This window comes from Streptomyces sp. NPDC045701 (assembly GCF_056432045.1).
Genome location: NZ_JBWKJV010000001.1, coordinates 99,971 through 111,970, shown reverse-complemented (window position 1 = coordinate 111,970; position 12,000 = coordinate 99,971). Strand labels below are relative to the sequence as shown.

General features: G+C 70.9%; 13 protein-coding genes and 3 tRNA genes. 3 read left to right on the top strand and 13 right to left on the bottom strand.

Annotated features, from left to right (window positions below):
- Nucleotides 1-6: 6 nt before the first annotated feature.
- From rplJ to AC07DW_RS00555, 7 genes are all read right to left on the bottom strand, one after another.
- Nucleotides 7-537, bottom strand: a complete 531-nt coding sequence (gene rplJ / locus AC07DW_RS00585) for a 50S ribosomal protein L10 (protein WP_189550623.1) — start codon at nucleotides 535-537, stop codon at nucleotides 7-9.
- Nucleotides 538-967: 430 nt separating this feature from the next.
- Complete coding sequence (locus AC07DW_RS00580) at nucleotides 968-1,921, bottom strand: SCO4651 family lipoprotein (RefSeq protein ID WP_478855707.1); 954 nt, start codon at nucleotides 1,919-1,921, stop codon at nucleotides 968-970.
- Between the two features lie 152 nt (nucleotides 1,922-2,073).
- Nucleotides 2,074-2,802 (bottom strand): 50S ribosomal protein L1, encoded by a 729-nt coding sequence (gene rplA, locus AC07DW_RS00575; RefSeq protein WP_336319458.1) that lies wholly within the window; start codon nucleotides 2,800-2,802, stop codon nucleotides 2,074-2,076.
- An 81-nt stretch (nucleotides 2,803-2,883) separates the two neighbouring features.
- On the bottom strand, nucleotides 2,884-3,318 hold the full coding sequence (gene rplK / locus AC07DW_RS00570; protein ID WP_478855427.1) for a 50S ribosomal protein L11: 435 nt from the start codon (nucleotides 3,316-3,318) through the stop codon (nucleotides 2,884-2,886).
- A 160-nt stretch (nucleotides 3,319-3,478) separates the two neighbouring features.
- Nucleotides 3,479-4,375, bottom strand: a complete 897-nt coding sequence (nusG, locus tag AC07DW_RS00565; RefSeq protein WP_478855426.1) for a transcription termination/antitermination protein NusG — start codon at nucleotides 4,373-4,375, stop codon at nucleotides 3,479-3,481.
- 77 nt (nucleotides 4,376-4,452) lie between these two features.
- Nucleotides 4,453-4,740 carry a preprotein translocase subunit SecE gene (secE, locus tag AC07DW_RS00560; RefSeq protein WP_478855425.1) on the bottom strand — a complete coding sequence of 96 codons (288 nt, stop codon included), beginning with the start codon at nucleotides 4,738-4,740 and terminating at the stop codon, nucleotides 4,453-4,455.
- Nucleotides 4,741-4,842: 102 nt separating this feature from the next.
- Nucleotides 4,843-4,915, bottom strand: a tRNA-Trp gene (locus AC07DW_RS00555).
- Between the two features lie 193 nt (nucleotides 4,916-5,108).
- On the opposite strand from AC07DW_RS00555, the gene AC07DW_RS00550 reads away from it, so the two are divergent.
- Both AC07DW_RS00550 and AC07DW_RS00545 read left to right on the top strand, forming a co-directional pair.
- On the top strand, nucleotides 5,109-6,335 hold the full coding sequence (locus AC07DW_RS00550) for a pyridoxal phosphate-dependent aminotransferase (protein ID WP_478855424.1): 1,227 nt from the start codon (nucleotides 5,109-5,111) through the stop codon (nucleotides 6,333-6,335).
- Between the two features lie 116 nt (nucleotides 6,336-6,451).
- The gene (locus AC07DW_RS00545; RefSeq protein ID WP_478855423.1) at nucleotides 6,452-7,483 is read left to right on the top strand and encodes an adenosine deaminase; all 1,032 of its coding nucleotides are present in this window, start codon (nucleotides 6,452-6,454) and stop codon (nucleotides 7,481-7,483) included.
- A gap of 122 nt (nucleotides 7,484-7,605) precedes the next feature.
- Here the strand turns inward: AC07DW_RS00545 and AC07DW_RS00540 are convergent, their stop codons facing one another.
- The 6 genes from AC07DW_RS00540 to AC07DW_RS00515 form a co-directional block, all read right to left on the bottom strand.
- Nucleotides 7,606-8,661: a UDP-N-acetylmuramate dehydrogenase gene (locus tag AC07DW_RS00540; protein WP_478855422.1), complete on the bottom strand. Its 1,056-nt coding sequence runs from the start codon at nucleotides 8,659-8,661 to the stop codon at nucleotides 7,606-7,608.
- A 290-nt stretch (nucleotides 8,662-8,951) separates the two neighbouring features.
- Nucleotides 8,952-9,380 carry a MaoC family dehydratase gene (locus tag AC07DW_RS00535; RefSeq protein ID WP_478855421.1) on the bottom strand — a complete coding sequence of 143 codons (429 nt, stop codon included), beginning with the start codon at nucleotides 9,378-9,380 and terminating at the stop codon, nucleotides 8,952-8,954.
- A 4-nt stretch (nucleotides 9,381-9,384) separates the two neighbouring features.
- Nucleotides 9,385-9,840 (bottom strand): FAS1-like dehydratase domain-containing protein, encoded by a 456-nt coding sequence (locus tag AC07DW_RS00530; protein ID WP_478855420.1) that lies wholly within the window; start codon nucleotides 9,838-9,840, stop codon nucleotides 9,385-9,387.
- An 85-nt stretch (nucleotides 9,841-9,925) separates the two neighbouring features.
- The gene (gene rpmG / locus AC07DW_RS00525) at nucleotides 9,926-10,090 is read right to left on the bottom strand and encodes a 50S ribosomal protein L33 (protein WP_003948671.1); all 165 of its coding nucleotides are present in this window, start codon (nucleotides 10,088-10,090) and stop codon (nucleotides 9,926-9,928) included.
- A gap of 88 nt (nucleotides 10,091-10,178) precedes the next feature.
- Nucleotides 10,179-10,251, bottom strand: a tRNA-Met gene (locus AC07DW_RS00520).
- Between the two features lie 44 nt (nucleotides 10,252-10,295).
- A tRNA-Thr gene (locus AC07DW_RS00515) sits at nucleotides 10,296-10,368 on the bottom strand.
- 382 nt (nucleotides 10,369-10,750) lie between these two features.
- On the opposite strand from AC07DW_RS00515, the gene AC07DW_RS00510 reads away from it, so the two are divergent.
- Nucleotides 10,751-11,983 (top strand): amidohydrolase family protein, encoded by a 1,233-nt coding sequence (locus tag AC07DW_RS00510; protein WP_478855419.1) that lies wholly within the window; start codon nucleotides 10,751-10,753, stop codon nucleotides 11,981-11,983.
- Nucleotides 11,984-12,000: the final 17 nt, after the last annotated feature.

The following is a 12,000-nucleotide window of genomic DNA, read 5'->3' as shown; positions in this document are numbered from 1 at the left end:
GCCGAATTACTCGGCACCGCCCTGCTCGGCCTGCTTGGCACGGAGCGCGTCCACGGTGCGGACGAGCTTCGAGGGAAGCGCCTGGAAGAGCGCGGCAGCCTGGGACTGCTTGCCCTTCATGGCGCCCGCCAGCTTGGCGAGCAGAACCTCGCGGGACTCGAGGTCCGCAAGCTTCTTGATCTCATCGGCGGACAGCGCCTTGCCGTCAAGGACACCGCCCTTGATGATCAGGTTGGGGTTGTCCTTGGCGAAGTCACGAAGACCCTTCGCCGACATCACCGGGTCACCGGTGATGAAGGCAACCGCCGTCGGACCAGCGAACTGGTCGTCGAGCGAGGTGATCCCGGCCTCGTTGGCCGCAATCTTGGTCAGCGTGTTCTTCACCACGGCGTACTGGGCGTTCTCACCGAGCGAACGGCGCAGCTGCTTGAGCTGTGCCACGGTGAGACCGCGGTACTCGGTCAGCACGGCGGCGTTCGAGCTGCGGAACTTGTCCGTCAGCTCGGCAACCGCAGCAGACTTGTCGGGCCTCGCCATGAGCCTCGGCCTCCTTCCGGGTGATTCGGACCGCATGGGCTGAAGGAAGGAGACTGGGCAAAACGAAACGCCCCGGCGCAGGCGCACGGGGCGTGACTCGACCGACTGCACTCAGGGCGCATTCAGGAGTTCATCCACAGTCACCTGCGCGGGTCGTCCGCAGCTAGCGGATCCTTCGGCCGCCGCGACTCTGAGGAGCGCAGCAACGACCAGCGGTCTTTGGCTTCTGTGGAAGCGTACGGGACTGCCCCGACGTCAAGCAAATCGGCCCACTCGGGTGATCCCTCGCCGCTCCCCGGGGACGGTCCCACGCCGCCCCGCGCGCCGCGCCTCCCGGGCGCCTCGCCCCCGGGAGCGGCGTCCCGGAGGCGCACGCCGAGCGCATCCCCGGGTGGGCCGCCCGGGCCGCCGCCGGCGCGGGGGGCGTCGATCAGATGCCGCTCTCGGTGCCGTCGGCGCCCTGGCCGGCGCCGGCCGCGCCGAGCTCCTCCATCAGCTTCATGAAGTCGAACGTCTCGGCGGCCGGCGGCGCCACCACAGCGGCCCTGACCCCGTAGTCGGAGTAGTTGGCGGTGATCTTCACCGTGCCCTGGGGCATGGTCATGCTGAGGTCCATCTTCACCGGGAAGCCGTCGCCGTCGACCCAGACCTCGGTGTCGTAGCCCTTGATGCCCGACTTCTCGGCCTGGTCCACCAGCTCCTTGCGCTCCTTCTCGGTGAGCACGCCGAGCGATTTGTTGGACTTCACCATGTCCTGGAAGGTCAGGGTGCCCTTGTAATGCTGGGCCTCGACGCCGCCGATCTTCTCGGAGCCGACGTGCTTGAGGTTCGGCGAGTCGAGGAGCAGGGCGAGCTGCTGGGCCGGGGACTGGTTCATGTCCTCCAGGCCACGCGTCATCTGCCTCTGGAGCTGCTTGTCGCCGGACGCCTCGGCCAGCGCGCCCAGGTCCATCTTCATCCAGCGCTTGCCGTCCATCTCCTGGGCGGCCTTGGCGCCCAGGTCCATGTACATGGCGTCGTCGAGCCACCTCATCCGGATCCGGCCGGGCATGTCCGCGTCCGCCCCGGTGCCCGCCATGCCCTTCGGCATCTTCATGGTCATGTCCATGAGCGTGGGGTCCCACCCCATGACGCCCGACATCTCCATGGTGCCGGCGGCCTCGGCCGACCCGGACATCGCCACCGTCATGCGGACCCTGGCGGTCTTGGCCTCCGCCGTCTTCTCGTACGCGGCCCGGACGACCTCGGTCACGGTGTCCCGGGACTGGAGCTCGGGCACCCCCGTGGCTTTCTGGTCCCCCTTGCCGCCGTCCTGACAGCCGGCGATTCCGACCAGAACCGCCGCCACGACCGCCGTGATTCCCGCGCGCTTCCCCACAAACATGTGCACGTCCCCCACCCCTGTGTTCTCCCCTGTGAATGGGAAAACCCTAACGCCCCCCTCTGACAACGTGCCGGAAAACAAGCCGGCCCCCGCGGTTCCGGAGAACTGCGGGGGCCGGCTTCAGCACGCGTGCACCGCGGCTGCCGTCAGGATCAGACGGCGGCCGGGTCCTCCTCGACGAGGAGGTTGCGGGTGCGGTTGGCGTCCAGCGGGATGCCGGGGCCCATCGTGGTGCTCAGGGTCGCCTTCTTGATGTAGCGGCCCTTGGCGGCGGACGGCTTGAGACGGAGGATCTCCTCCAGCGCCGCCGCGTAGTTCTCGACCAGCTTCGTCTCGTCGAAGGAAACCTTGCCGATGATGAAGTGCAGGTTCGAGTGCTTGTCGACGCGGAACTCGATCTTGCCGCCCTTGATCTCGTTGACGGCCTTCGCGACATCCATGGTGACGGTGCCGGTCTTCGGGTTCGGCATCAGACCACGCGGGCCGAGGACGCGGCCGAGACGGCCGACCTTGCCCATGAGGTCCGGGGTGGCGACGACCGCGTCGAACTCGTTCAGGCGGTTGCCCTTGGAGATCTCGTCGATCAGTTCGTCGGAGCCGACGATGTCGGCGCCCGCGGCTTCCGCGGCCGCAGCACGGTCACCGGTCGCGAAGACCAGGACCCGGGCGGTCTTACCGGTGCCGTGCGGAAGGTTCACGGTGCCACGGACCATCTGGTCGGCCTTGCGCGGGTCGACGCCCAGGCGGAAGGCGACCTCGACGGTGCCGTCGAACTTGGTGGCGGCGGTGTCCTTGGCGAGACGGACGGCCTCGAGGGGCGCGTAGTTACGCTCCCGGTCGACCTTGGCGTCCGCGCCGCGGAGTGCCTTGCTGCGCTTCACTGCTTCTCCTGGTGTGGTTCAGGTGTGGAGTTGTGGTCGGGGCCAGCGCGTGGCCCTCCCACAGGTCGGACGGGGGGCTGCTCAGCCCTCGACCGTGATGCCCATGGAACGGGCGGTGCCGGCGATGATCTTCGCGGCGGCGTCCAGGTCGTTGGCGTTCAGGTCGGGCAGCTTGACCGAGGCGATCTCGCGGACCTGGGCGCTCGTGAGCTTGGCGACCTTGGTCTTGTGCGGCTCGCCGGAGCCCTTGTCCACACCCGCGGCCTTGAGGATCAGCTTGGCGGCCGGCGGAGTCTTGGTGATGAAGGTGAAGGAACGGTCGTCGTAGACCGTGATCTCCACCGGCACGACCATGCCACGCTGCGACTCGGTCGCGGCGTTGTAGGCCTTGCAGAACTCCATGATGTTGACGCCGTGCTGACCCAGGGCGGGGCCGACCGGCGGAGCCGGGTTGGCCGCGCCGGCCTGGATCTGGAGCTTGATAAGCCCCGTGACCTTCTTCTTCTTGGGAGGCATTGCTCTCTCCGGGTCCTAGTGAGAGTTTTCAGCCACCATCCGATGTCATCCGGATGGAGGCATACCGCACAACGATAACGGGTATCCATGCGCGGCCAAAAACCGAGCAGGTCAGAGCGGGCGCGAGACCCGGTCTGACCTGTTCGGAAACCTGTGGGGGTTAGTTCTTCTGGATCTGGTCGAAGCTCAGCTCGACCGGGGTCTCGCGGCCGAAGATCTCGACGAGGCCCTTGACCTTCTTCGAGTCGGCGTTGATCTCGTTGATCGTCGCCTGGAGCGTCGCGAACGGCCCGTCGGTGACGGTGACCGAGTCGCCGACCTCGAAGTCCAGCACCTGGACCTCGACCTTGCGGGCCGGAGCCGGCTTGCCCTCGGCCTCGGCGGCCTCGCGGGCGGCCTTCTCCTCGGCCTCGGGAGCGAGCATCTTGACGATCTCGTCCAGGGTCAGCGGGTACGGGTCGTAGGCGTTGCCCACGAAGCCGGTGACACCCGGGGTGTTGCGGACGACGCCCCAGGACTCGTTCGTCAGATCCATGCGGACCAGAACGTAACCGGGCAGCTTGTTCTGCCGGACGTTCTTGCGTTCGCCGTTCTTGATCTGGACGATCTCTTCCTCGGGGACCTCGGCCTGGTAGATGAAGTCCTCGACGTTCAGCGAGACGGCGCGCTGCTCCAGGTTGGCCTTCACGCGCTTCTCGTAGCCCGCGTAGGTGTGGATGACGTACCACTCGCCGGGAAGTCCGCGCAGCTCGTCGCGGAGCGCGGCGATCGGGTCGACCGGAGCCGCCGGCTCCTCCTCGACCTCGGCCTCGGCGGTCTCGCCGTCCGTCTCGTCGGCCTCGTCGACCGTCTCGTCGGCCTCAGCGGTCTCGTCGTCCTCGACCTCGTCCTCGGCCTCGACGAACTCCTCGTCCGCGTCCTCGGCCTCGACGTGGAGCGCGTCCTCGTCGGCGGCCTCGCCGACAGCGGCGTCCGCAGCTTCCGCCTGGTCCTCGTCGGCCGCCTCGACGACGTCGAGCTCGTCCTGGGCGGCCTCGTTCAGGTTCGGGTCAGACACGGTGGCTGCTTCTTCCTGGATACAGATGGGGTGGAACATGCGAAAAGGGGCGCCGGGGTGGGCGCCCTCCGCGGGAATCAGCCGAAGACGGACTTGACTGCTTCCTGGAAGCCGAGGTCAATCACGGTCACCAGACCGATCATGATGACGACGAAGACGATGACGACGGTCGTGTACGTCGTCAGCTGGCTGCGGGTCGGCCAGACGACCTTGCGCAGCTCGGCGACAATCTGACGGTAGAAGAGCGCGAGACGGCCCAGAGGGCCCTTCTTTCCGCGCTTGCCGCCCTTGCGGCCCTTCTTCTTCGACTCCTGTGCTTCGTCCTCGGCATCAGGCATGTCGATGGAGCCTACGGCATCCGTCACGTCTCTCACCTGATTCCGGGTCGGCCGTGCCGCGCCCGGGTGGAGCCGCACGGCGGTGCAATGAAGTACATACCTGCGCACACAACCTGGCGGTGTGTGTAGCAGGGCCGGAGGGACTTGAACCCCCAACCGCCGGTTTTGGAGACCGGTGCTCTACCAATTGAGCTACGACCCTTTGTCGTTCTCCCCCAACCTACCGCATCCCAGGAGGTGGTCGGTGAGGGCCAACGAGCAGAGAGTGTACGTGGTCGGCGCCGCCGCGTCGAACAGATAGCTGCCGACACGGCTCGCACACCGTCCGTCGCCCCGGTGTCCGCTCGGCGAAACCTGTGTGCCGCGCTCTTTCCCGGTCTGGGACGATGGGCCGCATGAGCGCTGCAACCTCTCCCACCGAGCGCCGGGTCTCCGCCCGCATCGGCGCGATCTCCGAGTCCGCGACCCTCGCCGTCGACGCCAAGGCCAAGGCCCTCAAGGCCGCCGGACGTCCGGTGATCGGCTTCGGCGCGGGTGAGCCCGACTTCCCGACGCCGGACTACATCGTCGAGGCCGCGATCGAGGCCTGCCGCAACCCGAAGTACCACCGCTACACGCCGGCCGGCGGTCTGCCCGAGCTGAAGACCGCCATCGCCGCGAAGACGCTGCGGGACTCCGGCTACGAGGTCGACGCCTCCCAGGTGCTGGTGACCAACGGCGGCAAGCAGGCGATCTACGAGGCGTTCGCCGCGATCCTGGACCCGGGCGACGAGGTCATCGTCCCGGCCCCGTACTGGACGACGTACCCGGAGTCGATCCGTCTGGCGGGCGGTGTCCCGGTGGAGGTCGTCGCCGACGAGACCACCGGCTACCGGGTGTCCGTGGAGCAGCTGGAGGCCGCCCGTACGGAGAGGACCAAGGTCGTCCTCTTCGTCTCCCCGTCGAACCCGACCGGCGCCGTCTACAGCGAGGCCGACGCCGAGGCGATCGGCCGCTGGGCCGTCGAGCACGGCCTGTGGGTGCTGACGGACGAGATCTACGAGCACCTGGTCTACGGCGACGCGAAGTTCACCTCGCTGCCGGCGATCCTGCCGGAGCTGCGCGACAAGTGCCTCGTCGTCAACGGCGTGGCCAAGACGTACGCCATGACGGGCTGGCGCGTGGGGTGGATCATCGGCCCGAAGGACGTGGTCAAGGCCGCGACGAACCTGCAGTCCCACGCCACGTCGAACGTGTCGAACGTCGCCCAGGCCGCCGCCCTGGCCGCCGTCTCCGGCAGCCTGGACGCGGTGGCGGAGATGCGGACCGCGTTCGACCGCCGCCGCCAGACCATGGTGCGGATGCTCAACGAGATCGAGGGCGTCTACTGCCCGACCCCGGAGGGCGCGTTCTACGCGTACCCCTCGGTGAAGGGGCTGCTGGGCAAGGAGATCCGCGGCAAGCGCCCGCGGACCTCCGTGGAGCTGGCGGCGCTGATCCTGGACGAGGCCGAGGTGGCGGTCGTCCCGGGCGAGGCCTTCGGCACCCCTGGCTACCTGCGGCTGTCGTACGCGCTGGGCGACCAGGACCTGGTCGAGGGCGTGTCCCGGATGCAGAAGCTGCTGGCGGAGGCGCGCGACTAGCCGTCGCTTCTCCGTGGATGGCGGGTCCCTTCCGGGGGCCCGCTTTTCCGTTCCCCGGAGCACCCGATCGGTGAAAGGGACTCCCGCGCGGGCGGGGGTTTTGGCAAGATCCCCAGATGGAGCACGTACGAGATCTGCGGTTGTTGCCCAAGGCCCATCTGCACCTGCACTTCACCGGGTCGATGCGGCCCGCGACACTGCTGGAGCTCGCCGACAAGTACGGCGTCCATCTGCCCGAGGCGCTGACCGGCGGGGAGCCTCCGCAGCTGCGGGCCACCGACGAGCGGGGCTGGTTCCGCTTCCAGCGGCTGTACGACCTCGCCCGGTCCTGCCTGCGTGAGCCCGAGGACATCCGGCGGCTGGTGCGCGAGGCGGCCGAGGAGGACGTCCGGGACGGGTCCGGGTGGCTGGAGATCCAGGTCGACCCCACCTCGTACGCGCCGCGCCTCGGCGGGCTGATCCCGGCTCTGGAGATCATCCTGGACGCGGTGGGAAGCGCCTCCCGGGAGACGGGCCTCGGCATGCGCGTACTGGTGGCCGCGAACCGCATGAAGCACCCGCTGGACGCCCGCACGCTGGCCCGGCTGGCCGTGCGGTACGCGGACCGGGGAGTGGTCGGGTTCGGGTTGTCGAACGACGAGCGGCGGGGGATGGCGCGGGACTTCGACCGGGCCTTCGCCATCGCCCGCGAGGGCGGTCTGCTGGCGGTGCCGCACGGCGGCGAACTGACCGGGCCCGCGTCCGTACGCGACTGCCTGGACGACCTGCGGGCGGCCCGTATCGGGCACGGCGTGCGGGCGGCGGAGGACCCGCGGCTGCTGCGCAAGCTGGCCGAGAGGGGCGTGACCTGCGAAGTGTGCCCGGCGTCGAACGTGGCGCTGGGCGTGTACGAGAAGCCCGAGGACGTCCCGCTGCGGACGCTGTACGACGCCGGCGTGCCGATGGCGCTCGGCGCGGACGACCCGCTGCTGTTCGGGGCACGGCTCGCGGCACAGTACGAGATCGCGCGCGTGCACCACGGTTTCACCGACGCGGAGCTGGCGGAGCTGGCCCGCCAGTCGGTGCGGGCCTCGGCGGCCCCCGAGGACGTCAGGGCGAAGCTGCTGGCGGGCGTCGACGACTGGCTGGCGGCCGGCCCGGCGGCCTGACGTGCGCGTGCGGCGCGTACGACTGGAAGCCCACGTCCAGCTCGGTACGGCGCCCGGCGCGCTCCGGCGCCAGGGGGCCGGGAGACGCCCTTCCGCCCCCCTCGCGGACGCTGCTCAGACGCTCACAGGGAGACGCCCACCGTCACCGGCTCGTTGACGAGCGTGACGCCGAAGGCGTCGTGTACGCCCGCGACCACCTCCCGTGCCAGGGCCAGGAGGTCCTCGGTGGTGGCCCCGCCGCGGTTGGTGAGGGCCAGGGTGTGCTTGGTGGAGATGCGCGCGGGTCCGGTGCCGTACCCCTTGGTGAAGCCCGCCTTGTCGATCAGCCAGGCCGCCGAGGTCTTGACCCTGCCGTCGCCGGCCGGGAAGGCGGGCGGGGCGGCGTCCGGGCCCAGGCGGTCGCGGACCCGGCCGAGAAACTCCTCGTACCGCGCCTGCTCCAGGATCGGGTTGGTGAAGAACGACCCGGCCGACCAGGTGTCGTGGTCCTCCGGGTCCAGGACCATGCCCTTGCCGGCGCGCAGCTTGAGCACCGTCTCGCGCGCGGTGGCGGCCGGCACGCGGTCGCCGGGCTCCACGCCGAGCGCGCGGGCCGTCTCGGCGTACTTGATGGGCGCGCTCATGCCCCGGGCGTCCTCCAGTGCGAAGCGGACGCGCAGCACGACGTACCGGTCGGGGTCGGCCTTGAAGCGGCTGTGGCGGTACGAGAAGGCGCACTCCGCGTTGGGGACGGTGACCGTCTCGCCGTCGCGGCGGTCATAGGCGACGACCTCGGTGATGGTGGCCGAGACCTCCTGGCCGTACGCCCCGACGTTCTGGATCGGCGTGGCACCCGCCGAACCGGGGATGCCGGCCAGGCACTCGATGCCGGCCAGCCCGGCCTCCACCGTGCGGGCCACGGCGTCCGTCCACACCTCGCCGGCCGCGAGCTCCAGCCGCGTGCCGTCCAGGGTGAAGCCACGGGTCGCGATGCGCAGGGCGGTGCCGTCGAAGCCCTTGTCGCCGATCACCAGGTTGGACCCGCCGCCGATGACCAGCAGCGGCGTCCCGGTCCGGTCCGCCTCGCGGACGGCGGCGACGACCTCGTCGTCGGTCGTGGCGGTGACGAGGCGGGCGGCGGGGCCGCCGAGCCGGAAGGTGGTCAGCGGGGCGAGGGGAGCGTCATGGAGTTCCTGCACGCGCCCAAGCCTACGGTGCGGCCCCGGCGCCCCCGGGAGGCCCGGCCCCGGCCGGCCGGACGCGGCGCTCGGGCGGGCCGGCCGCGTGGTGAAGGTCACCGAGCCGGCGCGCGGGGCGGCCGCTTGCCGCGGGCGCTCGGGGCGCGGGGGCTCGGGGCGCGGGGGCTGGGGCGCTCGGGGCGCGAGGGTGGGGGCGCGCGCGGGGGCAGGGCGCGCGCGGTACGCCGGGGCGCGGGGTGCCGCGCCGGGCGCCGCGGAGCGGGGGGCCGCCGCGGCGCCGGGGCGTCGGGTCAGGCGAGTCGCACGACCGCGCGGGACATGCCCAGCACCTTCTGGCCGGCGCTCATGGCGGTCAGGTCCACGCGCACCCGGTTGTCGTCCAGTTTCGCGGCGACCTTGCCGCTGACCTCGATGAGGGCGCCCGTCTCGTCGTTCGGCACGACGACGGGCTTGGTGAACCGCACCCCGTACTCGACGACCGCACCCGGGTCACCCGCCCAGTCGGTCACCACCCGGATCGCCTCGGCCATCGTGAACATGCCGTGCGCGATGACGTCCGGCAGCCCGACCTCCTTGGCGAACTTCTCGTTCCAGTGGATCGGGTTGAAGTCCCCCGAGGCGCCCGCGTACCGCACCAGCGTGGCGCGCGTCACGGGGAAGGTCCGCGCCGGCAGTTCGGTGCCGACCTCGACCTCGTCGAACGTGATCTTCGCGGTCATCGCCTCACGCCTCCTCTGCCGCCGCACGGGCCACGAGCTTGGTCCACGCGGTCACCACGTGCTCACCGGCCTCGTCCTGGACCTCGCCGCGGATGTCGATGATGTCGTTCCCGGCGAGCGACTTGATCGCCTCGATGGTCGACGTGACCGTCAGCCGGTCCCCCGCCCGTACCGGCCGGGTGTACGCGAACTTCTGGTCGCCGTGCACCACGCGGCTGTAGTCCAGGCCCAGCAGCGGGTCCTGGACGACCTCGCTCGCGGCCCTGAACGTGATGGCGAACACGAAGGTCGGCGGCGCGATCACCTCGGAGTGACCGAGGGCCTTGGCGGCCTCCGGGTCGGTGTACGCCGGATTGGCGTCCCCGACGGCCTCCGCGAATTCGCGGATCTTTTCCCGGCCTACCTCGTACGGCGCGGTGGGCGGGTAGGTCCGCCCCACGAAGGACTGATCGAGCGCCATGAACTCGCTACCTCCTGAGTATGTGTCGTCGAACAACGACACGAGGCCGCCCCCTGACGGGGACGGCCTCGTGTACGAGCCTGATTCAGCGCGTTTCGCGGTGCGCAGTGTGCGCGTTGCAGCGCGGGCAGTGCTTCTTCATCTCAAGACGGTCCGGGTTGTTACGCCGGTTCTTCTTGGTGATGTAGTTCCGCTCCTTGCACTCCACGCAGGCCAGCGTGATCTTCGGGCGGACGTCGGTGGCAGCCACGTGAGTGCTCCTTGGACGGACGTTGGACGGATGAACGCATAAAAGAGTAGCCGATCGAAGGACCGACCCCACAATCGGCTACCGTGTGTAGCGGTGACCGGACTTGAACCGGTGACACAGCGATTATGAGCCGCTTGCTCTACCGACTGAGCTACACCGCTTTGATACGGAGTCCCTCACCCGAAGGTGAGGGCTACCGCACCAGAGCCCCAATACGGAATCGAACCGTAGACCTTCTCCTTACCATGGAGACGCTCTGCCGACTGAGCTATTGGGGCGAGCGATGAAGACATTACACGGTCGGCCGCCGATCGCCCAAATCCGATTCGGGCGGCTACCCGCGGGCGGCCCGGCCACACCTCCGGCCACCCGCCGGCCGCCCTCCGGATCGCCCTTTCGGCCGCCCTCCGGACCCACCTCCGGACCCACCTCCGGCCCCACCTTCGCGCCCGCGCCGGCACTCCGGCCCCGGCGGCCCGTAGGCCACTCGCGCCCCACGCCGGTACGACTATTGCGCTCCTCCTCGATGGCCGACCGGACGGCCCCTAGGCTCGCCTCACGCTGCGTGATCGCACCAGTACACCCGTACACCGCGGAAGCGGCAGCCCCCGCCACGGACCCCGCCCGAGCCACCGAGCCCCCGAGCCCGCCAGGAGCCCGATGTCCTCCGACAGCCAGCAGCCGCAGCCGCCCGAAGGCGCCACCGCCGACGCCACCGCGCTGCTGCTGTGCGGCGCCCGCCTGACCGACGGCCGGACCGTGGACGTCCGGATCGGCGGCGGGCGCATCGAAGCCGTGGGCACCGCGGGCAGCCTGCCCACCCACGGCGCCCGGGTCGACCTCGCCGGCTACCTGCTGCTCCCCGCCGCCGCCGAACCGCACGGCCACGCCGACACCGCGCTCAGCGCCGACTCCCCCGGCCCCGTCTCGTACGCCACCGAGGACGTCCAGCGCCGCGCCACCGAGGCCGCCCTGCTCCAGCTCGGGCACGGCGCGACCGCGCTGCGCGCCCATGTGCGCATCGGTGACGTCCAGGGGCTCGGCCCCCTGGAGGCGGTCCTCCAGGCGCGGCGCTCGCTGCGCGGCCTGGCCGACCTGACGACGGTCGCCGTACCGCGGCTGCTGACCGGCGTGGCGGGCGCGGACGGACTCGCGATGCTGCGGGACGCGGTGAAGATGGGCGCCGGGGTGGTCGGTGGGTGCCCCGACCTGGACCCGGACCCGGCCGGGTACGCGGAGGCGGTCCTGGAGGTGGCTGCGGAGCACGGCTGCCCTGTGGACCTGCACACCGACGGCGACGACCCGGCGCGGCTCGCGCGGCTGGCGGCGATGGCGGGCGGGCTGCGGCCGGGGGTCACCATCGGCCCGTGCGGGGCCCTGGGGCGGCTCCCGGAGGACGTGGCGGGGCGGGCCGCCGACCAGCTCGCGGCGGCCGGTGCGACGGTCGTGTGCCTGCCCCAGGGGGGTTGTGGCGGTACGGAGGTACGGGGCGTCGCACCCGTGCGGCTGCTGCGGGCCGCGGGGGTGCGGGTGGCGGCCGGGAGCGGCGCTCTGCGGGACGTGGCCAACCCGGTGGGGCGGGGCGATCCGCTGGAGGCGGCGTATCTGCTGGCCTCCCAGGGCGGGTTGCGCCCGACGGAGGCGTACCGGGCGGTGAGCGGGGCCGCGCGGGAGGCGATGGGGCTGCCGGCCGTGCGGGTGGAGGCGGGGTTCCCGGCGGAGCTGCTGGCGGTGCGCGGGGAGCGGCTGTCGGGCGTGCTGTCGCTGGCGTACAGCAGGATCGTGGTGCACCGGGGGCGGGTGGTGGCGCGGACGAGTGCGGTGCGGGAGTACTGCGACTCGGCGGCGGCGCTCGAACTGCCGCGCCAGGGGCGGCCGGACGCCCGTCCGTGAGCACTTCGGGCCGCGAC